The organism is Mesorhizobium sp. M0185 (assembly GCF_040322175.1).
GTDB lineage: Bacteria > Pseudomonadota > Alphaproteobacteria > Rhizobiales > Rhizobiaceae > Mesorhizobium.
The window spans coordinates 41,156-64,017 of record NZ_JAMYSY010000037.1 but is presented as its reverse complement, the minus strand read 5'-3'; the positions used below and the strand labels follow the sequence as shown (position 1 = coordinate 64,017).

Sequence of the window (22,862 nt, the reverse complement as noted above, 5' to 3'; positions counted from 1 at the left end):
GGCATCCCGAACCTCCCGGCGCAAAGCGCGCCAAACTGTTCGCGATGTCCTCGCACACCTGTTCGCGATGTCTCCGGTCCAAACAGATCGCTGTCCGGTGCACGCAATTTTCAAGCTCGCGAATGTTGCCGGGAAATTCACATTTCATCAGTACTTCAATCGCACGCGCATCGAAGGTCAGCGTACGGCCGTTCTCATCGTTGAAATTCTTGAGAAACTCAGCTGCGAGGAGCGGAATATCGCTGCGCCTTTGGCGTAATGCCGGCACCAGCAAGGGAACCACGTTGATGCGATAATATAGGTCGGCGCGGAACTCATTCCTTGCAACCGCCTCTTCAAGGTTCCTGTTCGTGGCGGCAATCACGCGAACGTCGACCTTGATGGTCTGGTTGCTGCCGACGCGCTCAAACTCCTGCTCCTGCAGCACGCGCAGTAGCTTTGCCTGGAAGGAGGCCGAGATCTCGCCGATCTCATCCAGAAACAACGTCCCCTTGTCGGCGAGCTCAAAGCGACCCTTGCGGGAATTGAACGCGCTTGTGAAGGCACCCTTCTCATGACCGAACAATTCGGATTCCAGGACTGTCTCTGGCAGCGCTGCACAATTGAGTTTGATGAAGGGCCGCTTGGCGCGCGGCGACAACTCGTGAATTGCCTTGGCGACCAGCTCCTTCCCGGTACCGGATTCGCCTCGCAACAGAACCGTGGTCTTTGCCTTAGCTACCACTGCGATCTTCTCGAGCAGCGCGCTTAGCGCCGGACTATCGCCAATCATCCCCTTGACGTGAACCTTCTTGCGCTGCGGTGCAGGGTGCTTGACATCAGAGAATTGCGTTTGCAGCCGATCTTCCACCTCTGTCGGTCGTTCGCGGTCGCCCGCGGAGAAGCGGTGCAACTTGACTGTCTGTCCCACCATGTTGGCGATCATGGTGAGCAGCCGGACATCATAATCGAGCCGATACGTTGACCTGCTGTCCAAGGCGCGGTCGATAGTCAGCGTGCCTACGGCGTTCCCATCAACACGAATGGGAACGCCGATGAACGACACGGGGTCGGAGGCCCCAAGCACCTCTATGTCAGCGGCAGTGAAGGCCGAATGCACCGCTATGTTCTCGGCGACGAGCGGCGTGTCCGTCGTCACAATCAGATCGATTGCCTTGCGCGGCAGGCGCATCCGGGAGCGCTCATCGCTGTTCTCGTCGCAGCCGGTGACTACGGTGATGTCCAGTACGCCCTCAGCGTCGAAGAGAGCGATGATGCCGTGCCGCATCTGCACAAACGAGGGCAGGAGATCGACGACCTTGGCCAACGTGACTTCGAGCCGGGCGGGGTCGGTGAGTACTTTCGATATTTCGAAGATGCCGGTAAGCGCGTGCTCGTGCGATGGCACAAAAGGGACCGCGGTGTTCATCTCGGACTTTGGGTAAGCCCTTTTCGCATCCGGAAGCGAAATGCGGCACTCGCTGGCATTTTGTTCTGATTTGGGAATGTTGTGGTGCATATGATCCTCGATCTCGCGCCATGAAATGCATGCCGGCGGCATGTGCGCCCGCGACGTCGCGGGCAAGCGCGAAAATGCTCTGACGTGAACTCGTGCCACCGCCGTGTGGTCGAGTGCAAAGCGGGTCGACCCCTGACGCATCGCTTGGCTCTCCCTCCACGAAGCTTGGCCACGTTCTCGGCTTGCACGGGGGCAACCACACGTTGATTTTCAAAAGACTGGAGCGAGGCGGGATAGTCAATCGAGCTTTCTTTCATTCGTGAAAGGAAACCTCGCGGCCTATGATAGAATTCATCAGTTCTAATTTTTTGTCGGCGATGTTGAACGACAGAAATACGGCGCCGGCGATGCGGTGCCTGAGCGGCTGACCGCGCCGAGTATAAATTGCCGGGCCGTGCCATTCACCAGCGCTTGCGAACCAGGGGCGGGAGCGATAATCACTGCCGACGACACTGGTCGGTCGCGGCAACCGCCATTTCCTCGATATTGATGACACAGATAAGGCGGCGGCGTCGCGTGTGAAGGCGCGAAGGTGGCGGTCGAGCGCGGCTTTCTCGGCGGTGCTCGGAACTTCTGAACCGCATCGTCGCGGTCAGCACCAGCGGCGTCAATCCCTACGTCTCGACGTCGCTTTCAAGCTGTCGCTGCAGCGGCAGCGCGGCAAAGAACACGGCAATTCTCCGCTCTGGTGCCAGCGATGCGGCCCTTCCCAAAGTCGGCAAACCGAGGAGCCCACCACGATGTGCAGCAAAACCGCAAGCCAGAGAGATCGACCGGCAATCCGCCGGAGAACATCAAGCGCGTGCTGGACGGCGGCCTTGTCATTCCCGTCTTGTGCCACCGCATTCATCCCATCATTGGCGAGCCCAACGTCAGTTCAGGTCATGCGGATCCATTTGGCATGGGTATTGCGGCGGCGTTGGTGCAGCGTTCGACCGGAGCGCCGCGATAGGGAGAAGCCCGGGAGAAGTCACGCCACCTCGATCCGGTCAGGGAGAGAGAAACAGTGTCAGCTGCACAAGTCCGCGGCGCGAGTCCCGCGCCCCGCAAACCCTTCTATGCCAAGCTTTACGCGCAGGTGCTTGCCGCCATCGCCCTCGGCGTCGCAATTGGCTATTTCTATCCGGGAACCGGCGAGAGCCTGAAGCCGCTGGGTGATGCCTTCATCAAGCTGGTCAAGATGATCATCGCGCCTGTCATCTTCCTGACAATTGCGACCGGCATTGCCGGCATGAACGATCTTCACAAGGTCGGCCGGGTCGCCGGCAAGGCAATGGTCTATTTCCTCACCTTCTCGACGCTCGCGCTGATCGTCGGCCTGATCGTCGCCAATGTCGTCCAGCCTGGCGCCGGCCTCAACATCGATCCGGCCTCGCTCGATGTCCAGGCCGTGAATACCTATGCCGCAAAGGCCCACGAGCAGTCGGTCACCGGCTTCCTGATGAACATCATCCCGCCAACGATAGTCGGCGCCTTCGCGGAAGGCGACATCCTGCAGGTGCTGTTCTTCTCGGTTCTGTTCGGCATGGCGCTCGCGATGGCCGGAGAGACGGGCAAGCCTGTCGTTTCCTTCCTTCAGGCGCTCATCGCGCCTGTCTTCAAGCTCGTCGGCATTCTGATGAAAGCCGCGCCGATCGGCGCTTTCGGCGCAATGGCCTTCACCATCGGCAGATATGGCATCGGTTCGGTCGTCAACCTCGCGATGCTGGTCGCGACGTTCTATTTCACCGCCTTCCTCTTCGTGTTCGGGGTTCTCGGCGCGGTCTGCCGCTACAACGGCTTTTCGATCTGTTCTCTCATTCGCTACATCAAGGAAGAGCTGCTGCTTGTCCTCGCAACGTCCTCCTCGGAGGCCGCGCTCCCCTCGCTCATGCAGAAGATGGAGAAGGCGGGCGCCAGGCGTTCGGTTGTGGGTCTCGTCATCCCGGCCGGATATTCGTTCAATCTGGACGGCACGAATATCTACATGACCTTGGCGGCCCTCTTCATCGCGCAGGCGACGAACACCGATCTGTCAATCGGCGATCAGGTGCTGCTGCTGCTCGTTGCGATGCTTTCCTCCAAGGGCGCTGCAGGTGTGACAGGTGCGGGCTTCATCACCCTGGCTGCTACGCTCGCCGTAGTTCCGAGTGTTCCCGTTGCTGGGATGGCCCTGATACTCGGCATCGACCGCTTCATGTCCGAATGCCGGGCGTTGACGAATTGCGTTGGTAACGCAGTGGCATCCCTCGTCGTCGCCCGCTGGGAAGGAGAATTGGACCAAGCGCAGATGAAAGCCGCCTTCTGCGGTCATCAGCTTGCCGAGGCATCAAACAAGCTATCCTCCGCCGAGTAAGGGCGACGCACCGCGACCGGTTTCGCCAAGCTGGTCACATGACCTGAACGATCGACTCGCAGGCTCTAAACGGCGCCTCACGGACCATGTATCAGAAGCGCTAATGTGTGAGTGCAAATCATCGCCGCCCTAAGCGAATGAACCTTCCGTTATACCCGGCCGGTCTACGTCTGGAGTAGTCCAATACGCTGTCGATCATTCAGTATGCGGGCGTCTTCACTTTGCCCACCCGAAACCATTGTCGAATCGCGCTAGGTGACAGAGAGCCAGCCTGCGTCAAAAACCAATCAGAATAGGACCCATGACCAAGCGCCCCACAATTGCCGATCTCGCCCGCGAAGCCCGAGTCAGCGTAGCAACGGTCGATCGGGTTCTGAACGCCCGCCATCCGGTGCGCGAGGAGACCGCGCGGCGGGTCCACGACGCCGCCCACGCGATCGGCTATCATGCTGCCGGGCTCATCAAGCAGCGCTTGCGGCGAGACCTACCGTGCTACCGTCTGGGCTTCATCTTGAGAAAACCGGCCCAGCATTTCTACCAAGACTTTGCGCGCGAGGTCGAAGCGTCGGTCAATTTGGCCCAGTCCTTCCACGGCATTCCGCTCATCCAATTCGCCCCGTCACATATGCCGAGCGACCTAATCGCACCGCTCAAGGATTTGGGCGCACGCTGCCATGCGATCGCGATGGTGGCACCGGACCACCCAAAAATTACAGCAGCGGTTGAGGACCTCAAGGCCAAAGGCATTCCGGTTTTCTCGCTGCTTTCCGACTTCGCCGCCGGCGTGCGACAGGGCTATATCGGCCTCAACAACCGCAAGGTGGGGCGCACGGCCGCTTGGATGGTGTCCAAGGTCGCAAAACGGCCCGGCAAGGTGGCGGTGTTTGTCGGTAGCCATCGTTTCCAGGGGCACGAGCTCCGTGATGTCGGCTTTCGCTCCTATTGCCGTGAGAACGCGCCGACGTTCGAGGTGCTCGATCCGCTTGTGAACCTGGAGAAACGGCAGGTCACCTACGAGGCAACGCTTGATCTCATGCAGCGGGAACCCGAGCTCGTCGGCTTCTATGTCGCCGGGGGCGGCATGGAGGGCGCCATCTCCGCGGTCCGGGAAGAGGGTAAAAGTCGCGATCTCGTCGCGATCGTGAATGAAATCACGCCGGAATCTCGGGCGGCACTCGCTGATAACATCATCACGATGGCGGTCGCCACGCCAATGCGCCGGCTTTCCCAGGAGCTGATAATGCTGATGACGCGGGCTATCGAGACCGGCACTGCTGAAACACCAGGACAGACATTTCTGCCGTTCGACATTCATCTGCCGGAAAATATATGAAACTGATGGCCTCTATCGTAAGCGGGGAAGTTTCCTTTCATGAATGAGAGAAAGTTGATTGATGATCCCATCCACGCGGGGTAGCCGCACCCCACAGGCCTGAGCCGCGGCCCAGGATGAAGCGCCAATTGGGTGAACGGATCGGCCACGCGTTCAGGCGGAAGCGCGAGGTAAATTGCCTACATCCGCAGCGTCAATCGCGACCGGCTTCATTGCCAACATCTCGACGTTGTCGGTGCAGGGCGGTGTCGTCAAGGATGCCTCACGCCAGTAGCCGAGCGAGGCCGGCACAGTCCATTGGGATTGACCTCGTCGACCGGCATCTCCTCGCCTGGCCGCGCGTGAAAAGCCGCGGCAAGGCCGGCAAAGTTGGCATTTGAGTGGGGCTAGACATCTTCTGGGACTTCGCACGCGAAATCGGAGGCGGCAGTCAACTCAGCACCAACCCGGGCATGTGTTCTGCTCGTTCCTGGCCCTCGTACTCAGCAAGGAACTGCGCCGCTCTGCCGAGCCAAAGGCCTGACGCCCGAATGGCAACCGCTCCTACGCGATCGCGACCGCCTCCAGGAAGCCCGAGACGCTCAATAGCTTTCAAGCAAAGGCGCCAGGCGAGATGCCTCCTGCAACATCATTTCCCGCATCCACAGGCTTGCCGGATCAGTATTGTGAAGCGCGGGCCATTGGACGGCCTCCGTGAATGCGGGATGAGGAAGTGGCGGCGGAAGTCCGACAATCCGCAGGGGTGTTGTTTTTGCGAAATGCTGCGCCAGCCGTAAGGGCATGGTCCCGATGCGGTTGGTGCCTGATATGACGGGCGCGATCAGGCTAAAGCCCTGTACGACGACCTCGATACGTCTCTCGAAACCGTGCTCGAGCAAATACCACTCCTCCATGGTGGGCTGCCGGGTGTGCCTGAATTTGAGCACGACATGCCCCATCGACAAGTATCGCTCGAATGTAAGTGGCTCTGACAGCTGCTTGTTCGTGCCGCAGCCTACGCATACGAGCATATCTTCGAACAGGGCTGCGCGAGGATGTTTCGACATGAACACTTCCGGCATAATCAGAAAATCAACGTCGCCGCGCCGGAGAAGCTCCTCGGGGTCGTCGCAAATAGGCAGACATTCGAAGCGGACGGCGGGAGCTTCCCGCGCAGTACGCTCTACGATCCTCTTAAAAAGCACGAGCGTGAGGTAATCGGAAAGCATGATTCGGAAGAGACGATCCGATTGGGCTGGGTTAAAGGCGTCGGAGGAAATAATCGATAGCTGGATGTGCAGCAATGCGTCCCGGACTGCTGGGGCAAGCCCCTCCGCGCGCGGTGTCAAAATGAGCTCGCGGCCGTTCATCGTAAATAGCTCATTGCTGAAGTAGGCGCGTAACCGAGCGACGGCGGCGCTCATGGCCGGCTGGCTCAGGTTAATACTGTTGGCCGCGGCAGTGACTTTACGCTCCCTGATCAGAGCGTCCAGCACAACGAGGAGATTCAGATCCAGCCCCTTAAACCGCATATCCTGATCTATCCAGCGTGTGGATGGGCATCATCTAAACAATCAATTTTACGAATTTACGAACCATGCATTAGAGGAACGTAAATGACCGACGTCAAGCTCAAATCGACGGCGCCGCCACACGGGCGGGAACATCGAGAGAGCTCATTGGCGAGCCCCCACCGGCTGGCTCACCGTCGCTAACGACAACGGTTGAGTGCAGCCAACAACGCCGCCGCTTTGGCCGGGTAATGCGGCCCGCAAGAAACTATTTTGAAGAGAGGTCCTGAATGCGCCCTCAGGTGCAGTGGAAATTGTGCTGGGAAAACGAGTTGCAGCTCTCGGACCACGTCGAGCTCGCCCAGTTCTTTCGTAATACCTACGGGCCGACTGGGGCGTCCAATGCAGAACCGTTCGAAGGTAGTCGAAGCTGGGCCGGAGCCAGGCCTGAACTCCGCGCAATCGCCTATGATTCGAGCGGTGTAGCGGCTCACATGGGCATACTGCGCCGTTTCATCAAGGTTGACGCGGTCGATCTGTTGGTGGCTGAGCTGGGCCTGTACGGGGTACGTCCGGATCTTGAGGGTCTCGGAATCGCCCATTCAATCCATGTCATGCTTCCAATACTGCAGGAGCTTGGCGTTCCATTCGCTTTCGGAACCGTCCGGGACGCGCTGCGGAATCATGTTGAGAGGTTCGCGCGGCGATACAGCCCTTTGGCCGTTTTGTCGGGAATTCGCGTGCGCTCCACCCGACCAGAGGCGCGCCTCGACCTGCCGCCCACACGCATCGATGACGCACTCACCATTGTTCTGCCAGTTGGACGGCCGATCAGCGAATGGCCCACGGGCACGATGATCGATCGGAACGGACCAGAGCTATGAGCCGTCCCGATTGCTTGTACGAAGTGCGCCGTGAGTGCTCTGACGGCACCGGCCGTCGCAGCGTTTATCTGACGTTTGACGACGGTCCCAATCCACTTTTCACACCGGAGATTCTCGATGTGTTGGCAGAGCAGCGGGTGCCGGCGACTTTCTTCGTCATAGGCGCCTACGCCTTAGAGCACCCGGATCTAATCCAACGAATGTTTGCAGAAGGGCACGAGCTAGGCAACCACACGATGACTCATCCGGATCTGTACAAATGCGGCTTCGGCGAAGTGCAACGTGAGATTTTTGAAGCGAACGGCGCCATCATGAGGGCGTGCCCTCAGGCCTCGGTGCGCTATATTCGCGCGCCCTACGGCGCCTGGAGCGAAGAAATCTTCACAGCGTCACAGATCGCCGGGATGACGGCCCTCCATTGGTCCGTCGACCCTCGAGATTGGTCTCGCCCTGGGGTCGACGCGATTATCGATACCGTGCTCGCCTCTGTCCGGCCGGGCGCAATCGTACTCTTGCACGACGGATGCCCTCCCGGCGAGTTGAGCCAGGGCGCTCACGCCGGTCTGCGCGACCAGACGGTCACGGCGCTGTCCCGTCTGATTCCAGCACTTCATGAGCGCGGATTTGTAATCCGCTCACTTCCTCAACATCACTGAACAAACGAGATCCCATGACTCTTCTTGGTACAACCAGCACTGTGGCCATTTCGCTTTATGCACTGCTCTCGACTGCTTATAAGAGCATGCAGGGGATTTATGCTCTGCCGACAAACGACTCATCGGCGTTGGAGGATCTCGTCGGCTCCGATCAACTGCCCAGCGTGGATGTCATCGTCCCCTGCTTCAACGAGGATCCGCGCACGCTTTCAGAGTGCCTGGCGTCCATTGCAGACCAAGAATACGCCGGAAGACTTCGGGTCTATGTGGTTGATGACGGTTCTGGAAATCGCGAAGCCGTAGGAACTGTCCACGAAACCTACGCGCGCGACCCTAGGTTCGACATCATTTTGCTTCCCGAGAATGTTGGAAAGCGCAAGGCGCAGATCGCCGCGATACGCCGCTCATCCGGGGATTTGGTGCTTAACGTTGATTCAGACACGATACTCGCGTCCGACGTCATCACCAAGCTTGTACCGAAGATGCGAGATCCAGCGGTCGGCGCAGTCATGGGTCAGTTGATTGCCAGTAACCGGAGCGAGAGCTGGCTGACAAGGCTGATAGACATGGAGTACTGGCTGGCTTGCAACGAGGAGCGCGCGGCACAGGCTCGCTTCGGTGCCGTTATGTGCTGTTGCGGCCCATGTGCCATGTACCGCCGGTCTGCGCTCCTTTTGTTACTGGACCAGTACGAGTCGCAATTTTTTCGGGGCAAGCCAAGCGACTTCGGTGAGGATCGCCATCTCACTATCCTCATGCTGAAAGCAGGCTTTCGAACCGAGTACGTTCCGAGCGCCATCGCGGCCACAGTCGTTCCGAACAGACTCGGACCGTATTTGCGCCAACAACTCCGTTGGGCACGAAGCACATTCCGGGACACGCTGCTTGGGCTGCGCTTGCTGCCCGGCCTCAATAGCTATCTCACGTTGGACGTGGTCGGACAGAATCTCGGGCCGCTACTCCTCGCCCTATCGGTACTAACGGGCCTCGCACATTTCGCACTGACAGGCACTGTGCCTTGGTGGACAGGACTGATGATTGTGTCCATGACCATGGTCCGATGCAGCGTGGTAGCAGTTCGTGCTCGACAGTTTCGATTTCTGGGCTTTTCCCTGCACACGTTCATCAACATCTTTCTCTTACTTCCCTTGAAGGCCTACGCGCTGTGTACATTGAGCAATAGCGATTGGCTGTCGCGAAGCTCTGCTGTCGCTACATCGAACACTGGGGGAAAACAGGCCCCCACCCAAACTCCGATCACTGGATCAAGCAGGGCAGAATTCTCACCGCATGCGGCTCCGCTTCGCAGGCTCAATCTTGCGCGGATTCTTCGGGATTAGCGCTTTCGGGCAACATCTGCGGCGACGAATGATCGCTAATTACCTAGGTGGACGAGAGGTGGACGAGTTTGACCCAGAATATGAATCATCAGTTGCTCGATCGGGAATTGGCCGCAGACGATCCGTGGCGCCTCGACGGCAATCCGTTCGAGCGGGAGCGCCACACGCAAATGCTCCAGCTGGCGCTTGCCCAAGGCTCCATTACAAATGCCCTCGAAGTCGGGTGCGCTGCCGGCGCATTCACGGAAAAACTAGCCCCCTACTGCCAAGGGCTCACCGTCATCGATGTCGTGGCGCAAGCGATTGCTCGAGCACGTCAACGGATAAAGGAGCCGTCGCGCATCAACTGGATAGTCTCCGATGTTCAACAGTTTTCGACCGACGAGTTGTTTGACCTGATCGTTGTGGCGGAGGTCCTATACTACCTCGAAGACATAGCCGAGATGCGCGCGGCCGTCAAAAACCTGGTGCGGGTGCTTGCGCCAGGCGGGCATCTGATCTTCGGATCGGCAAGGGATGCTAATTGCCGTCGCTGGGGTCACGCCGCTGGTGCTGAGCCGGTCATCGCCATGCTGAACGAAACGTTGATCGAGGTAGAGCGTCTTGAGTGTCGGGGCGAGTCGGTCAACGAAGACTGCTTGCTCGTCCGTTTCCGGAACCCGCTTTCCGCTTCCTGATGAATCGAATCTATCGGCGTTAACGTGGAGACACTATGCGCATCTGTGGTACCAAGCTGACCCATGATGGGGCGATCGCCCTTGTCGAGGATGGACGGCTCGTCTTCTGCGTTGAGCAGGAAAAGCGGCACAACAATCCGCGTTATCAAACCATCGATAATCTCGACGCAATTGTCGCCGCTTTGGCGGAACAGGGGCTAAATCCTTGTGATGTCGATCAGTTCGTTATCGACGGCTGGGATGGCGAAGACGAGTCACAGTTTCAGGTCCGGCAGGCAACCAAGCAACCGCCAGTCTTGGCGTCCCTCTCGGTAAAATGAACCCATGTCCATGGTAGCGATCGATCTTACTGACGTAAGCAAAACTTATGACAAGCTCGTTGTCGACAGACTGTCGTTCCGCGTTGCGGCGGGGGAATGCTTCGGGCTCTTGGGACCGAACGGTGCGGGCAAAAGCACGATTGCGCGTATGGTCCTCGGCATGACATCGCCTGATGCGGGGAAGATTACTGTGCTCGGCGCTCCAGTGCCGGCGCGCGCGCGTTTGGCACGTATGCGCATCGGCGTGGTCCCGCAGTTCGACAATCTTGATACCGCGTTCACTGTACGCGAGAACCTGTTGGTGTTCGGGCGCTACTTCCGGATGAGCAGACGCCAGATCGAAGCGGTCATACCATCGCTGCTTGAGTTCGCCCGCCTCGAGAACAAAGCGGATGCGCGCGTCGCCGAACTGTCCGGCGGCATGAAGCGGCGCCTGACGCTCGCGCGTGCGCTGATCAATGACCCGCACTTGCTGGTGATGGACGAGCCGACCACCGGCCTCGATCCGCAGGCCCGCCACCTGATCTGGGAACGGCTGCGATCGCTGCTGGCGCGGGGCAAGACTATTCTTTTGACTACCCATTTCATGGAAGAGGCCGAGCGGCTGTGCGATCGGCTGTGCGTTATGGAGGAGGGGCGCAAGATCGCCGAAGGCCGCCCGTCCGCACTCATTGACGAGCAGATCGGCTGTGACGTGGTCGAGGTCTACGGCGGCAATCCGCATGAACTGGGTGCGCTGATCCGGCCGTACGCACAGCGCATCGAGGTGAGCGGTGAGACGCTTTTTTGCTATGCACCCGATCCGGAGCAGGTGCTGGTGCAGCTACGCGGGCGCGCGGGTCTGCGCCTTCTGCAGCGTCCCCCCAATCTCGAGGATGTGTTCTTGCGGCTAACCGGGCGCGAGATGGAGGACTGAACAATGGGCGAACGTTATGCGGCGGCCATGCCCGCCAATGCGTGGAATTGGGTCGCGGTTTGGCGCCGCAACTATCTTGGATGGAAGAAAATCGGGCTTGCATCGGTTCTCGGCAACCTCGCCGATCCGATGATCTATCTGTTCGGTCTCGGTTTTGGCATCGGAACAATGATAGGTCCTATTGAGGGCACGTCGTACATTGCGTTTCTCGCGGCTGGCATGGTTGCCACAAGCGCGATGGCATCGGCGACTGCTGAAACGGTTTACGGCAGTTTCGGCCGCATGGACAACCAGCGCACCTGGGAAGGAATGTTATGCACTCAGCTGACGCTTGGCGATATCTTACTCGGCGAATTGGCGTGGGCAGCCACCAAGGCCCTGATGGCGGGCACAGCAATCACTGTTGTTGCCACCACGCTCGGCTACACATCGTGGCCATCCATCCTCTGCTTGCTGCCAGTCATCGCTCTCAGTGGCCTCGCCTTCGCGAGTCTAGCGATGGTCGTCACGGCGCTTGCGCCCAGTTATGAATATTTCATATTTTATAATACGCTTGTTGTAACACCCATGCTGTTCCTTTGCGGCGCGATGTTTCCGGTCAACCAATTGCCCGGCGCTTTTCAGGACGTCGCCTCCTTGTTGCCGCTCGCACATGCAATTGACCTCATTCGTCCGGCGATGCTTGGCCGTCCGGCCGGCAGCATGGGCCTGCATATCGGCGCGCTTTGCATATACACGGTTTTGCCGTTCTTCCTATCGGTTGCTCTATTTCGTCGTCGGCTGATGCGTTGACGCTACTTACCATTCGTAAAATTGATTATTTGGGCGATACCCATCCACGCGTCGGATAGGTCAATACATGCGTTTTAAGGGACTCGATCTAAATCTCCTGGTTGTGCTGGACGCTTTGATCAGGGAGCGTAAAGTCACCGCCGCGGCCCGCAGTATTAACCTGAGTCAGCCGGCCATGAGCGCCGCCGTCGGTCGGTTACGCGCCTATTTCAGCGATGAGCTATTTACGATGAACGGCCGCGAACTCATTTTGACACCGCGCGCGGAGGGGCTCGCCACAGCAGTCCGGGAGGCATTGCTGCACATCCAGCTGTCGATTATTTCCTGGGACGCCTTTAACCCGGCCCGATCGGATCGTCGCTTCCGCATCATCCTTTCCGATTACCTCACGCTCGTATTTTTTAAGAAGATCGTAAAGCGTGCTGCGCGGGAAGCTCCCGCCGTCCGCTTCGAATGTCTGCTTATTTCCGACGACCCCGAGGAGCTTCTCCGGCGCGGCGACGTTGATTTTCTGATTATGCCCGAAGTGTTTATGTCGAAACATCCTCGCGCAGCCCTGTTCGAAGATATGCTCGTATGCGTAGGCTGCGGCACGAACAAGCAGCTGTCAGAGCCACTTACATTCGACCGATACTTGTCGATGGGGCAGGTTGTGCTTAAATTCGGGGACACCCGGCAGCCCTCCATCGAGGAATGGTATTTGCTCGAGAACGGTTTCGAGAGACGTATCGAGGTCGTCGTACAGGGCTTTAGCATGATCCCGCCCCTTCTATCAGGCACCAACCGCATCGGGACAATGCCCTTACGGCTGGCGCAGCATTTCGCAAAATTAACACCCCTGCGGATTGTCGAACTTCCGCCGCCACTTCCTGCCGCATTCACGGAGGCCGTCCAATGGCCTGCGCTTCACAATAATGATCCGGCAAGCCTATGGATGCGGGAAATGATGTTGCAGGAGGCATCTCGTATGATTACCCCGCCTAAGAGCACCGGACGTCTCAGTTGTCGGCCGACGACCCCTCGGTTATGAGAGGAGGCATGGATGGCGATTGGGATTGGGCGATTCCTGCATTGTCGAGAACGATGCAGGGAGAGCAGATCCTTCAGCCTGAAGAGGTGGCAGCGATGCTGCCGCTGCATGAGCTTGGCTGGGGAACCGACGGGCGAACGAATTCGGGTGCGCTCGCAACACGGTGCCTCGGTATCTAAGCGAGGGCGGGACTGTTCCGTTTCGCAAGCCTGTGCGGCCGACCGCGTTTGACGGACTGGACGATTGGCTGCGGGAGCGCTTCTTCCCCCATGGCTCGGGCTGGATGACGATCTCGACCCGCTCCAGATGCGCCGGGAACGCCTTGCGCGGTCGCGCAGCACGTCGCGGCTCGCCTGTCGGTCTTGCGGCCTCGAGCTCGGACTCAATCGCGCCGAGCCCGGTCTGGATTTCGAAGGCGAAGGCCTGCTAGGCACGTTCGAGCTTCTCGGAGCTGCGACCGAAGCGGCGCGCTCCAGCTGCTTGACGATCCCATGAAGGTCGGCGATCCTCACCTGGGCACGCTCGTTGAGTGTCGCCATCCGGACGATCTCGGCCTTGAGTGTTTCGCTCCGGAGTTGTTGCAGTTCGGCCTTCTCCGCCGCCATGGCGACGAACATCGCCTTGAGCGTATCGATTTCGTGGGGACGGGCCGAAGCGCTTCTCATCATGACGCCGACAGAAGCTTATTGTGCACGGCCTGAAGCCCGCCTTTTGCGCCTGAGTCACTTCGCCACCGCCTTCCGGCCGGACGCCGTCGCCGTTCGGCTCGAACGCGTGTCCAGTCCATGCCTTCGACGAGCGCCATCAGTTTCGGCGCGGCAAGCCGATCACGCCGTTCTCCGCCAGCGGAACTTGTCCTCGTCCAGCGCTCACGGTGCGGGTATGCCGGCGTCGAGCAAACAGAGAGAAGTTTGGGGCCCAACCAGGACGGCCCCGTTACGAAGTTCGTCCTAGTCCCGGTTTGAGTGTCGAATCTTCATCGATTGCTTGGGCGACCAGCGTCCCCGCCGCCAGCGAGCCCGCAACTGCTCAGCAGAAGGGCGAAGTGAACGTGAATGCATCCATTTCGTAAATGTGTGTCTATCCAAGCAATCGATTTCTCTAATTATCCGATGAGCAATATGAACGCGTCAGGCAGGGTGCATCATTAGGAGTATTTTCGATGGCAAAGATTATCGAGGGTGGCCCGGGTGCCGAAACACTCATCGGCACCGAGCTTGACGATTGGATGGAGGGTTTCCAGGGCGGTGACTGGATTGACGGTCGTGGCGGCAACGACGAGATCTCGGGTGGCCCGGACAGTGACCGACTCATCGGCGGCAAGGGTAACGACCGCATCTTCGGCGGAGATGGCTGGGACGATCTCTCCGGCGACAACGGCCGCTTCAACCCGCGCGTCTCCGGTGAGGACAATGACAGGCTCAGCGGCGGTCCCGGCCAGGATGTCCTCTACGTGGGTGACGGCCAGGACACGTTGACCGGGGGCACCGACAGTGACACGTTCGTGTTCCAGTTCCACAATCCGGTGCCTGGGGTTGTCGGGTCGAAGTCGGACATTACCACTATCACCGATTTCAACCCGGCGGAGGACAAGTTCGCCTTCGATGCGGTGGGCCTCTACAATGACGGTTTTGGCGCGAACTTCGTCAACAACGCCAGCATACAGTCCGGCTACCCGGTGAGCAGCTTCTACAGTGGTGCGGCCTCAGGTGCGAACGGCGAACACGTCGTGGTAATCACTGGCGAATCTTTCAACTCTGCTTCTGAAGCCGCGAGTGCGATCTCCGGCGAGCACGCCGGCGACATCATTGTCTACCAAAGCAGCTACACCGACAGAGTCGCAACTCTGGCCTATGTCACCGCCGACAACAACGCGCATGAATTCGTCCACCTGGGCGGTGTGGTCACCATGGCCGACCTAGGCCTGACCGCGTCGGACTTCACCTTCGTTTGATCCAGAAAACCCATACGGAACAGCGCCCCGCCCCCCGGGGGCGGGCGCTTCCGTTTCCGCTACTTGCGATGGGCCGGGGCGCCCGGGAGCAGTCGCAGCGTGTACAGCTTGACGAAGCCCTGCACGTCGCGCTGGTCGTACACCGAAATCTCCCTGAAGGCGTGGAGGCGGAAGCCTGTTCGGGCCCTTGCGGCCGGCCACGATGACGTTGCCCTTCCAAACCTTCAGCCGGACGGTGTTGTTGTTGACCCGCTCCATTAGATGCCAAACCAAACACATTCGGCGGGAGCACTGATCCTGAATCAGCGAGCGGATGCAGTCGGTTGCCGCTCGGGGAGCAATATAGGGAGCTGGGTCGCCAGATCCTCACGGAGACCTACGTGAGTAACCATTCCTTGAAGGATTCAGCTTTGAGACCTTTCCCTCTGACTTCCGCTATTTGGGGAATTCTGTTGATCAGCGGCGTGGTCAACGTGCTTGCGCTGATCTCGCCGCTGTTCATGCTTCAGGTCTACGACCGCGTTCTGGCAAGTGGCAGCGTATCGACGCTAGTGGGGCTCGTCGTGCTTGCTGCAGGGCTTTATGCGTTCCAATGCCTGCTCGACGTTTTGCGCGCCCGCGTGCTGCTGCGGATTGGCGAGCGTTTCGATGAACAGTTTTCCGGACGCGTTCACGATGCGATCGTTCGCCTTCCGCTTTTAACGCGCATGCCGGGCGACGGCTTGCAGCCGCTACGCGATCTCGACAATGTTCGCGGATTCTTAGGTGGAAACGGCCCGACAGCGTTCTTCGATCTGCCATGGATGCTGCTTTATCTTGGCATTTGCTTCCTCTTTCATTTCTGGATCGGCATGACGGCACTTATCGGGGCGATCGGTCTCACATCTCTGACACTCCTTACCAACACTCTCTCGCAAGGGCCGATACGCGATACCATTGACCACAACATGGTACGCAATGGTCTACTGGAAGCAGCGCGCCGCAATGCCGAGGTCGTGCAAGCTCTCGGTCTCGCAAAGCGGATCGCTGCCCGATGGCACAAGGCCAATGCCAAGTATCTGGCCGCCAACCGGAAAGTCGGGGACGTGGCAGGTGGGCTGGGTGGCATTTCAAAGTCGCTGCGCGTGCTGCTGCAATCGGCCATTCTTGCCGTCGGCGCGTACCTTGTCATCAGGCAGGAGACTACGGCCGGGGTCATGATTGCCAGTTCGATCACGATGGGGCGTGCGCTGGCTCCGGTCGATCTGGCCATTTCAAGCTGGAAACCCTTCCTCATGGCGCGCCAGGGTTGGGCGCGGCTGGAGGACCTCTTGGGAAAGGTTCCTGAAACCGCTCCTGTTATGCCAATGCCTGCACCTGAACGCGAACTCCGCCTCGAAGGCGTGACAATCGTTCCGCCCGGCGAAAGGAAGCCGACCGTGACCGGCCTTGCGTTTGCCGTTCAGGCGGGAAGCGCACTCGGGATCATCGGTGCATCGGGTTCGGGCAAGTCGACACTCTCGCGCGCCATCGTCGGCGCATGGGCGCCGGTCGCCGGAAAGGTTCGCATCGACAGCGCAAGCCTCGATCAATGGGACCGGGAAGCGCTAGGCCGTCATATCGGCTATTTGCCGCAAGGTGTTGAACTATTCGACGGCACCATTGCCGAAAACATCGCTCGTTTTGAAGATAATCCTGACCCTGAGGCTATTGTCACCGCGGCGAAAGCAGCGGGCACGCACGAACTGATCCTCCGATTTGAGCACGGCTACGAAACTCCGATTGGTGAGGCCGGATCGGCACTTTCCGCCGGGCAGCGCCAGCGTATCGGTCTTGCCCGTGCTCTTTATCGAGACCCTTTCCTTGTTGTGCTGGATGAACCCAATGCCAATCTCGATGCGGAAGGCGAGGCTGCGGTTGTCAAGGCGATCGCCTCCGTGCGCGAGCGCAAGGGCATTGCGGTTGTCGTTGCCCATCGGCCGAGCGCCATCCGCGCCGTGGATTTGGTGTTGGTGATGGAAGGTGGACGGCAGCGAGCATTCGGTGCGCGTGATGAGGCGCTTTCCAAAGTCCTTAAGGGGGCAGCGATGGCATCAGGCGCTGGGGTCAAGGCCATCGAGTCTACACAGGATAACGAGCGCGCTGACATGGAGGATCCCGGTGTCCGGCATTCATCAGAACAATGACGTTTCCAGGTCCATTCGCCGGCACCTGGTGGCGGGCCTGCTGGCGAGCGTGATCTTTGTGGGAGGAGCCGGAGCCTGGGCGGCCTTCACGAATCTCTCCGGCGCGGTTGTCGCGTCCGGACACTTTGTCGTCGATTCCTATGTGAAGAAGGTGCAGCACCCGACCGGCGGGGTGGTGGGAGAAATCCTGGTGAGCGAAGGTGATAAAGTAAAAGCCGGCGACATCCTCATGCGGCTCGACGCCACCCAGACGCGCGCCACTCTCGCTGTAGTCACCAAGCGGCTCGATGAGCTGGCCGCCAACCTGGCACGACTCGAAGCTGAGCGTGACGATCTGGCGGAGATCGCCTTCCCGGACTGGCTGCTCGCCCGCAGAGATGTTCCGGACGTAGCTTCGGCAGTACATGGCGAGACGCGGCTGTTCGAATTCCGCAGACAATCCCGCGACGGAAGGCAGGCGCAGCTAGCGGAACGCATCACTCAATATGAGCACGAGATCGAGGGGCTCAAGGCGCAGGCAATCGCTTGTGAGAAAAGCACCGAGATCCTCCAAAAGGAAATTGCTGCCCTGAGTGGGCTGCGCGACCAAGGCATTGTCTCGGACCAACGCTTGAACAGTCTGAAGACGCAGGTTGCCACTTTCGGCGGCGAACGCGGTGAGAAGATTGCACATCAGGCACAGACGGCAGCCCGCATAGCCGAAACGCGCCTGCAGATCCTGCAGATCGATCCGGATTTCAAGACGGAAGTCGGCCAGGAGCTCAGAGAGGTTCAGGCGCAGGTTGGGGAGTATGTTGAGCGCAAGGTGGCGGCTGAACAGGAACTGCGACGGATCGATATTGTCGCGCCGCAGTCAGGCGCCATTCAACAACTCGCAGTTCATACGGTCGGAGGAGTGATCACGCCCGCCGATCCGATTATGCTAATCGTGCCGGAAGGCGACGATCTTGCGCTTGAAGCACGAATCACCCCGAAGGACATCGACCAAATCCAGCTTGGTCACAAGGCCGTGCTGCGGATGTCAGCCTTCAATCTGAGGACCACGCCGGTATTGAACGGATATGTCAGCCGGATCGCAGCCGATCTGGCGACGGACGAAAAAAACGGCGTTTCGTATTACCTGGTGCGTCTGTCGGTTCCGCATGCGGAACTGACGAAGCTCAAGGACCTGACGCTCGTGCCCGGCATGCCGGCCGAAGCGATGATCCAGACGGGCGAGCGTACGGCGCTTTCTTATTTTGTGAAGCCGCTGTCGGACCAAATCAGTCGCGCATTCCATGAGGAATGAAAGTAACCACAGAAACATTTTGTTGGTATTCTTGTTGGTTGTTACGCATGCATGAGAGTCATAACCGTCTGAAACCACAGCCATGATTCCGCCTCTGACTCAGATTCGTGGTTCCACGGTCATTTTGCCCTTCCAAGTCGCCGACCATTCAGTTCTTGGCCTCGAGCGCATTAAGATACCCATCATCGTACACAAAGGCTGGAAAAGAATCCGGTGTCTTGAGCGATCCTGAGGTCTGGAGACCTAGGGTGAGCCTGCAAGCACAGGGCTAGGACATGATTGAGCGTCTGCAATATTCGGACAGGTACATAGGAAGACAGGCAGGCGTCAAAAACGCGCTTTCAACGCGCTAAACCGATGCTACGCACCCCGAGCGTCTTGCCGCCCTCGCTCCCGCCGGTAGGAATCAATCGCGAGCAGGCTGCGACGTTCATCGGCGTAAGCTCAACGACCTTTGATGAAATGGTCCAGGACGGCCGGATGCCCCAGCCACGAATGCCGAGCAAGGGGCGCATTGTTTGGGACGTCGAGGAACTTGTATTGGCCTTTCGAAAGCTCCCTCACCGCCAAATCGGAGGAGCACCAAAGCTTGACGAAGATTCGCCGCCACTAGACAATCCTTGGGATCGAAAACCACGAACATGACGGATGAGCCCGTGAAAATCGATCTTAAGGGCGTAGTGAAGGACACTGATCGCCACGGCAATGATCGGTACTATTTTCGCGCACCGGGTCGGAAGAAGGTCCGGCTCCGTGAACCGACCGGCAGCGACGAGTTCCTCGAGGAACTGCGGTGCGCGCGCGCCGAGGTCACTTATGTTCGGCCCGGCACTCTTCCCGAGATTTGCCGGCGCCTCCCCAAGCCTTCCGAGCCAGCGAAGAAAGGCACGTTGCTGTGGCTTTGCCAGGAGTATTACCGTCGGGGCGGCACGGAAATCACCCAAGACACTATGGCGCGCCGACGAGCAATTCTGGAGCGCGTATGCGAATTACCTCATCCCCTCGAAGGTGACCCGGATCCTCAGTATCCCACCAAGGGATCTCTGCCATTCGCCGGTATGAAACGGTCTCATGTTAAGGAGATCAGGGACACCAGGCTCGACGCCCTTGGCGCGGCAAACAATATCGTAAAAGCCATCAGCGCGATGTTTGAGTGGGCAAAGGACACAGAGATTCCGGGCGTCGACTCCAATCCCGCCCGCGGCATCAGACGGCTAAAGAGCGGCGACGGCTGGCACCCATGGGACGTGTCGGAGATCGTTCAATATGAGAAGCGGCATCCGCTGGGTACCGCAGCCAGACGTGCGCTCTCGATCTTCATGTTTACTGGCCTGCGGTTGTCCGACGTCGCGATCTTCGGTCGACAGCACATCACGCTCGTCTACAACGAGGAGACCGAGCAGTGGGAGAAGTGGATCAGAATTAAGCCTGGGAAGACCAGTCGTAACAAGGATGCGGTGTTGGTGGAGCTCCCGCTTCTGCCCGAACTAGAGGCGGAACTTGAGCACACGCCCTCCGACCAGATGACCTTCCTGGTCAATGAGTATGGTCGCCCGTTCTCGGAGAACGGTCTGGGCAACAAGATGCGCCAGTGGTGTGATCAAGCTGAGCTGCCGCACTGCAGTGCTCATGGAATTCGCAAGGCCGGCGCGACGATCGCCGCTGAGAACGGCGCGACGCACGAGCAGCTGAAGGCGATATATGGGTGGACTACGTACCAGCAGCCCGACCACTACATCAAGAAAGCGCGTCGCCGGAAGGTAGCGAGAGCGGCGAAATACCTGCTGGTTATCGATCGAAAAGAGAACAAAATTGTCCCACTTTCTGAGGGGGTTGAAAGAGGTGGGACAAAAATGGCCAAAAAATCCAATTAAATCAACGGCCACAAAAGCCAATGGTGGGCCCGGAGGGACTCGAACCCCCAACCAAGCGGTTATGAGCCGCCGGCTCTAACCATTGAGCTACAGGCCCCACGGCGCTGGATTAGTGTTTTTCCCTGAACCGCACAAGGCTTTCCGAGGGCTTTCCGAGCAGGCGTTCCAAGGGGCTGGCAGGGATCGCCCAAATCAGCCCATATTGATAACCTATTGCACGTCGCCCATTGGACGCCGGCCAACACTCGGCTGTCTTGGGATCCCAGATCGAGGAGATTTCATGACCAGACGTATTTTGCCCCTGGCGATTGCCGCCGCAATCGCATTTCCGGCGATCGCGGCCGCCGCCGATTCGCCACCGCCGCCGCGTATCGTCGTCACCGGTGAAGGCGAGGCGGCGATAGCACCCGATCTGGCTCTGCTGACGCTCAGCGTCATGCGCGAAGCCAAGACGGCACGTGCAGCGCTCGATGCCAATAACGACGCCATGGCCGCGGTGATCGCTGCCATGAAATCGTCCGGCATCAAGGAGCGCGACCTGCAGACAGCGGGCATCCAGATCAATCCGCGTTATAACTACACCAACAAGCCCGACGGCAGCCAGGAGGCCGAGCTTGTCGCCTATCAGGTGACCAACACGCTTTCGGTGCGCGTCCGCGACATCGACAAGACCGGCGACATTCTCGACAAGGCGGTGTCGCTCGGCGTCAACCAGGGCGGCGGCATCTCCTTCTCCAACGACGATCCGGCGGCAGCCGTCACCGAGGCGCGCAAGAAGGCCGTCGCCAATGCCATGGCCAAGGCCAAGACGCTGGCCGAAGCGGCCGGCGTCGGCATCGGCCGGGTCCTGGAAATCACCGACCAGAATTTCGCACCACCGCCGATGCCGATCAACGCCAAGGCATTCGATGCCGCCGGCGCGTCGGTCCCGGTGCAAGCCGGCGAGAATTCCTATACCGCACAGGTGACGGTGACTTTCGAATTGAAATGATCATCGCTTGCAGCATGAAAAAACCCCGGAGGATCGATCCTCCGGGGTTTTTTGAGCCGCGCTTTCCGTCCTGGCGGAAAGGGCTCCGCTACTCTACCGGCTGCAAGTCAGCCGGCCGCAAGCCCGAAGACCTTAGCGATAGATGATCGGACAGCCGCGCTCGTTGGCGAATACGATTACGACGCGGTCGCCATACTGGCGGCCGGCGACCTTGACCGTGCGGCGGTTGATGTCGATGATGCGGGCGCGGTGCAGGCCCATGCGTTCGGCCTTGTCAATGGCACGCTCCGGCGAACAGGACCGGCGCCAGCCGCCATGACGGCGGTGTTCGCGATAGTAACCATCATCTTCGTCGCCGGTATAGACGCCGACGCGCGGATCCTGGTTGTTGCCGAAGCCGAGATAGATGCTGTCAGCATGAGCGGGGATGGCAGCAAGCGTGCCAAGGCCGACAAGTGCCGAAAGAGCAACCGTCTTGATGGTATTGAACATTGTCTTCTCTCCTTGTTTGAGGGTTTCCACCCGTTTTCGTCAAACCTATGCGAGGAGAATGCACCCGCCTGTCTGAATTTTTTGCGAACCGGCCATTCATCCCCCGTTCATGCGGCAAGAATGGGCCAGCCGTTAGTCTGTCCGTTTCTGGAACCGTTCTATGCAGGGCAGATGGGGAACGTACCCTTTTGCCATGGTTCCCGGTCTTCGTTACCGCAGGAAATCCTAAGGCTCGTCCGCGAGCATATGGTCGAAATAGTCGTCCGGCTCGGCAAGGTCGGTCTCGCTGGCGCTGACCCGGCCGCGCATCGAGATGCCGGCCTCGTGCACGGTCTCGTCGCTTCCCGACACCAGCCTGTGCCACCAATAGAGATCGCGGCCCTCGGCCACCAGCCGGTAAGCGCAGGTCTTGGGCAGCCAGCTGATGGTGCGCACGTTCTGCGGCGTCAGCCCGACGCAATCCGGAACACGCGCCAGCCGGTTGGCATAGTCGGAGCAGCGGCAGCTTCCAGCGTCGAACAGCCGGCAGCCGACGCTGGTCCAGTAGATCTCTCCGGTGTCCTCGTCTTCGAGTTTCGACAGGCAGCACTTGCCACAACCGTCGCAGAGTGATTCCCACTCGGCCGGGGTCATCGCCTCGAGCGTCTTGGTCTTCCAGAACGGCTTTTCCATCGTCGGCATGTGGCCCCCGGACGCTTCAAGGTCAAGCACGGCAACCGTGCACCCTCGTCCGAACGATACGCCGGGACCATACGCCGGAACATACGCCAGGACCATACGAATGACATGAAGTCGCCTTCAAAACGCCGGTCAATCGCCCTGTGCCA

20 protein-coding genes, 1 tRNA gene and 2 pseudogenes are annotated in these 22,862 nt (G+C 59.2%); 17 read left to right on the top strand and 6 right to left on the bottom strand.

The genetic code is table 11. The features are described from left to right. Together nifA and NKJ20_RS24600 are read right to left on the bottom strand one after the other, a co-directional pair. Window positions 1-1,408, bottom strand: a 1,408-nt coding sequence (gene nifA / locus NKJ20_RS24605; RefSeq protein WP_352747628.1) for a nif-specific transcriptional activator NifA, incomplete at its 3' end; no start/stop codon positions are given. Between the two features lie 343 nt (window positions 1,409-1,751). After that, window positions 1,752-1,967 carry a hypothetical protein gene (locus tag NKJ20_RS24600; RefSeq protein ID WP_352591362.1) on the bottom strand — a complete coding sequence of 72 codons (216 nt, stop codon included), beginning with the start codon at window positions 1,965-1,967 and terminating at the stop codon, window positions 1,752-1,754. A gap of 273 nt (window positions 1,968-2,240) precedes the next feature. Here NKJ20_RS24600 and NKJ20_RS24595 point away from each other — a divergent pair, with 273 nt between their 5' ends. The 3 genes from NKJ20_RS24595 (at window position 2,241) to NKJ20_RS24585 (ending at window position 5,166) form a co-directional block, all read left to right on the top strand. Then, entirely contained in the window at window positions 2,241-2,450 is a 210-nt protein-coding gene (locus NKJ20_RS24595) for a hypothetical protein (protein ID WP_352720348.1), read from the top strand. A 54-nt stretch (window positions 2,451-2,504) separates the two neighbouring features. Beyond that, window positions 2,505-3,833: a dicarboxylate/amino acid:cation symporter gene (locus NKJ20_RS24590; RefSeq protein ID WP_352747623.1), complete on the top strand. Its 1,329-nt coding sequence runs from the start codon at window positions 2,505-2,507 to the stop codon at window positions 3,831-3,833. A 301-nt stretch (window positions 3,834-4,134) separates the two neighbouring features. Next, entirely contained in the window at window positions 4,135-5,166 is a 1,032-nt protein-coding gene (locus NKJ20_RS24585) for a LacI family DNA-binding transcriptional regulator (RefSeq protein ID WP_352747620.1), read from the top strand. 581 nt (window positions 5,167-5,747) lie between these two features. On the opposite strand, the gene NKJ20_RS24580 is transcribed toward NKJ20_RS24585, so the two are convergent. Further along, window positions 5,748-6,677, bottom strand: a complete 930-nt coding sequence (locus NKJ20_RS24580) for a LysR family transcriptional regulator (protein ID WP_352506788.1) — start codon at window positions 6,675-6,677, stop codon at window positions 5,748-5,750. A 269-nt stretch (window positions 6,678-6,946) separates the two neighbouring features. Here NKJ20_RS24580 and NKJ20_RS24575 point away from each other — a divergent pair, with 269 nt between their 5' ends. From NKJ20_RS24575 to NKJ20_RS24515, 13 genes and pseudogenes are all read left to right on the top strand, one after another. Beyond that, the gene (locus NKJ20_RS24575; RefSeq protein WP_352457034.1) at window positions 6,947-7,540 is read left to right on the top strand and encodes a NodA family N-acyltransferase; all 594 of its coding nucleotides are present in this window, start codon (window positions 6,947-6,949) and stop codon (window positions 7,538-7,540) included. Further along, window positions 7,537-8,196 carry a chitooligosaccharide deacetylase NodB gene (nodB, locus tag NKJ20_RS24570; protein ID WP_352747617.1) on the top strand — a complete coding sequence of 220 codons (660 nt, stop codon included), beginning with the start codon at window positions 7,537-7,539 and terminating at the stop codon, window positions 8,194-8,196. Before NKJ20_RS24575 ends, nodB begins: the two co-directional genes overlap by 4 nt. A gap of 14 nt (window positions 8,197-8,210) precedes the next feature. After that, the gene (nodC, locus tag NKJ20_RS24565; protein WP_352747614.1) at window positions 8,211-9,536 is read left to right on the top strand and encodes a chitooligosaccharide synthase NodC; all 1,326 of its coding nucleotides are present in this window, start codon (window positions 8,211-8,213) and stop codon (window positions 9,534-9,536) included. Window positions 9,537-9,616: 80 nt separating this feature from the next. Further along, window positions 9,617-10,213, top strand: a complete 597-nt coding sequence (gene nodS / locus NKJ20_RS24560) for a nodulation methyltransferase NodS (protein ID WP_352450799.1) — start codon at window positions 9,617-9,619, stop codon at window positions 10,211-10,213. Between the two features lie 35 nt (window positions 10,214-10,248). Further along, a pseudogene (locus NKJ20_RS24555) lies at window positions 10,249-10,494 on the top strand (carbamoyltransferase N-terminal domain-containing protein); the annotation flags it as partial. A 43-nt stretch (window positions 10,495-10,537) separates the two neighbouring features. Then, the gene (nodI, locus tag NKJ20_RS24550; RefSeq protein WP_023719311.1) at window positions 10,538-11,449 is read left to right on the top strand and encodes a nodulation factor ABC transporter ATP-binding protein NodI; all 912 of its coding nucleotides are present in this window, start codon (window positions 10,538-10,540) and stop codon (window positions 11,447-11,449) included. Between the two features lie 3 nt (window positions 11,450-11,452). Continuing rightward, entirely contained in the window at window positions 11,453-12,241 is a 789-nt protein-coding gene (locus NKJ20_RS24545) for an ABC transporter permease (protein WP_352747611.1), read from the top strand. A gap of 67 nt (window positions 12,242-12,308) precedes the next feature. Continuing rightward, window positions 12,309-13,271, top strand: a complete 963-nt coding sequence (locus tag NKJ20_RS24540; RefSeq protein ID WP_352516375.1) for a LysR family transcriptional regulator — start codon at window positions 12,309-12,311, stop codon at window positions 13,269-13,271. 8 nt (window positions 13,272-13,279) lie between these two features. Beyond that, window positions 13,280-13,542: pseudogene (locus NKJ20_RS24535) on the top strand (hypothetical protein); the annotation flags it as partial. Window positions 13,543-14,433: 891 nt separating this feature from the next. Beyond that, entirely contained in the window at window positions 14,434-15,225 is a 792-nt protein-coding gene (locus tag NKJ20_RS24530; protein ID WP_352747608.1) for a calcium-binding protein, read from the top strand. Between the two features lie 395 nt (window positions 15,226-15,620). After that, window positions 15,621-17,390 carry a type I secretion system permease/ATPase gene (locus tag NKJ20_RS24525; protein ID WP_352450798.1) on the top strand — a complete coding sequence of 590 codons (1,770 nt, stop codon included), beginning with the start codon at window positions 15,621-15,623 and terminating at the stop codon, window positions 17,388-17,390. Continuing rightward, entirely contained in the window at window positions 17,365-18,678 is a 1,314-nt protein-coding gene (locus tag NKJ20_RS24520) for an HlyD family type I secretion periplasmic adaptor subunit (protein ID WP_352548197.1), read from the top strand. Before NKJ20_RS24525 ends, NKJ20_RS24520 begins: the two co-directional genes overlap by 26 nt. Before the next feature lie 656 nt (window positions 18,679-19,334). Further along, window positions 19,335-20,552 carry a tyrosine-type recombinase/integrase gene (locus tag NKJ20_RS24515; protein WP_352457555.1) on the top strand — a complete coding sequence of 406 codons (1,218 nt, stop codon included), beginning with the start codon at window positions 19,335-19,337 and terminating at the stop codon, window positions 20,550-20,552. 21 nt (window positions 20,553-20,573) lie between these two features. On the opposite strand, the gene NKJ20_RS24510 is transcribed toward NKJ20_RS24515, so the two are convergent. Continuing rightward, window positions 20,574-20,649 (bottom strand) — tRNA-Ile (locus tag NKJ20_RS24510). Window positions 20,650-20,832: 183 nt separating this feature from the next. On the opposite strand from NKJ20_RS24510, the gene NKJ20_RS24505 reads away from it, so the two are divergent. After that, the gene (locus NKJ20_RS24505) at window positions 20,833-21,543 is read left to right on the top strand and encodes an SIMPL domain-containing protein (RefSeq protein WP_352472400.1); all 711 of its coding nucleotides are present in this window, start codon (window positions 20,833-20,835) and stop codon (window positions 21,541-21,543) included. Between the two features lie 132 nt (window positions 21,544-21,675). Here the strand turns inward: NKJ20_RS24505 and NKJ20_RS24500 are convergent, their stop codons facing one another. Together NKJ20_RS24500 and NKJ20_RS24495 are read right to left on the bottom strand one after the other, a co-directional pair. Further along, entirely contained in the window at window positions 21,676-22,035 is a 360-nt protein-coding gene (locus NKJ20_RS24500; RefSeq protein ID WP_352637442.1) for a hypothetical protein, read from the bottom strand. A 225-nt stretch (window positions 22,036-22,260) separates the two neighbouring features. Then, window positions 22,261-22,707, bottom strand: a complete 447-nt coding sequence (locus NKJ20_RS24495; RefSeq protein ID WP_023678278.1) for a YcgN family cysteine cluster protein — start codon at window positions 22,705-22,707, stop codon at window positions 22,261-22,263. Window positions 22,708-22,862: the final 155 nt, after the last annotated feature.

What these genes read in the sequence shown, in the direction of transcription:
- NKJ20_RS24585 (WP_352747620.1), top strand. Translation starts at nt 4,135, where the DNA reads ATGACCAAGCGCCCCACAATTGCCGATCTCGCCCGCGAAGCCCGAGTC.
- NKJ20_RS24545 (WP_352747611.1), top strand. Translation starts at nt 11,453, where the DNA reads ATGGGCGAACGTTATGCGGCGGCCATGCCCGCCAATGCGTGGAATTGG.
- NKJ20_RS24580 (WP_352506788.1), bottom strand. Translation starts at nt 6,677, where the DNA reads ATGCGGTTTAAGGGGCTGGATCTGAATCTCCTCGTTGTGCTGGACGCT.
- NKJ20_RS24530 (WP_352747608.1), top strand. Translation starts at nt 14,434, where the DNA reads ATGGCAAAGATTATCGAGGGTGGCCCGGGTGCCGAAACACTCATCGGC.
- nodC (WP_352747614.1), top strand. Translation starts at nt 8,211, where the DNA reads ATGACTCTTCTTGGTACAACCAGCACTGTGGCCATTTCGCTTTATGCA.
- nodI (WP_023719311.1), top strand. Translation starts at nt 10,538, where the DNA reads ATGTCCATGGTAGCGATCGATCTTACTGACGTAAGCAAAACTTATGAC.
- nodB (WP_352747617.1), top strand. Translation starts at nt 7,537, where the DNA reads ATGAGCCGTCCCGATTGCTTGTACGAAGTGCGCCGTGAGTGCTCTGAC.
- NKJ20_RS24500 (WP_352637442.1), bottom strand. Translation starts at nt 22,035, where the DNA reads ATGTTCAATACCATCAAGACGGTTGCTCTTTCGGCACTTGTCGGCCTT.
- NKJ20_RS24505 (WP_352472400.1), top strand. Translation starts at nt 20,833, where the DNA reads ATGACCAGACGTATTTTGCCCCTGGCGATTGCCGCCGCAATCGCATTT.
- NKJ20_RS24575 (WP_352457034.1), top strand. Translation starts at nt 6,947, where the DNA reads ATGCGCCCTCAGGTGCAGTGGAAATTGTGCTGGGAAAACGAGTTGCAG.
- NKJ20_RS24540 (WP_352516375.1), top strand. Translation starts at nt 12,309, where the DNA reads ATGCGTTTTAAGGGACTCGATCTAAATCTCCTGGTTGTGCTGGACGCT.
- nodS (WP_352450799.1), top strand. Translation starts at nt 9,617, where the DNA reads ATGAATCATCAGTTGCTCGATCGGGAATTGGCCGCAGACGATCCGTGG.
- NKJ20_RS24495 (WP_023678278.1), bottom strand. Translation starts at nt 22,707, where the DNA reads ATGGAAAAGCCGTTCTGGAAGACCAAGACGCTCGAGGCGATGACCCCG.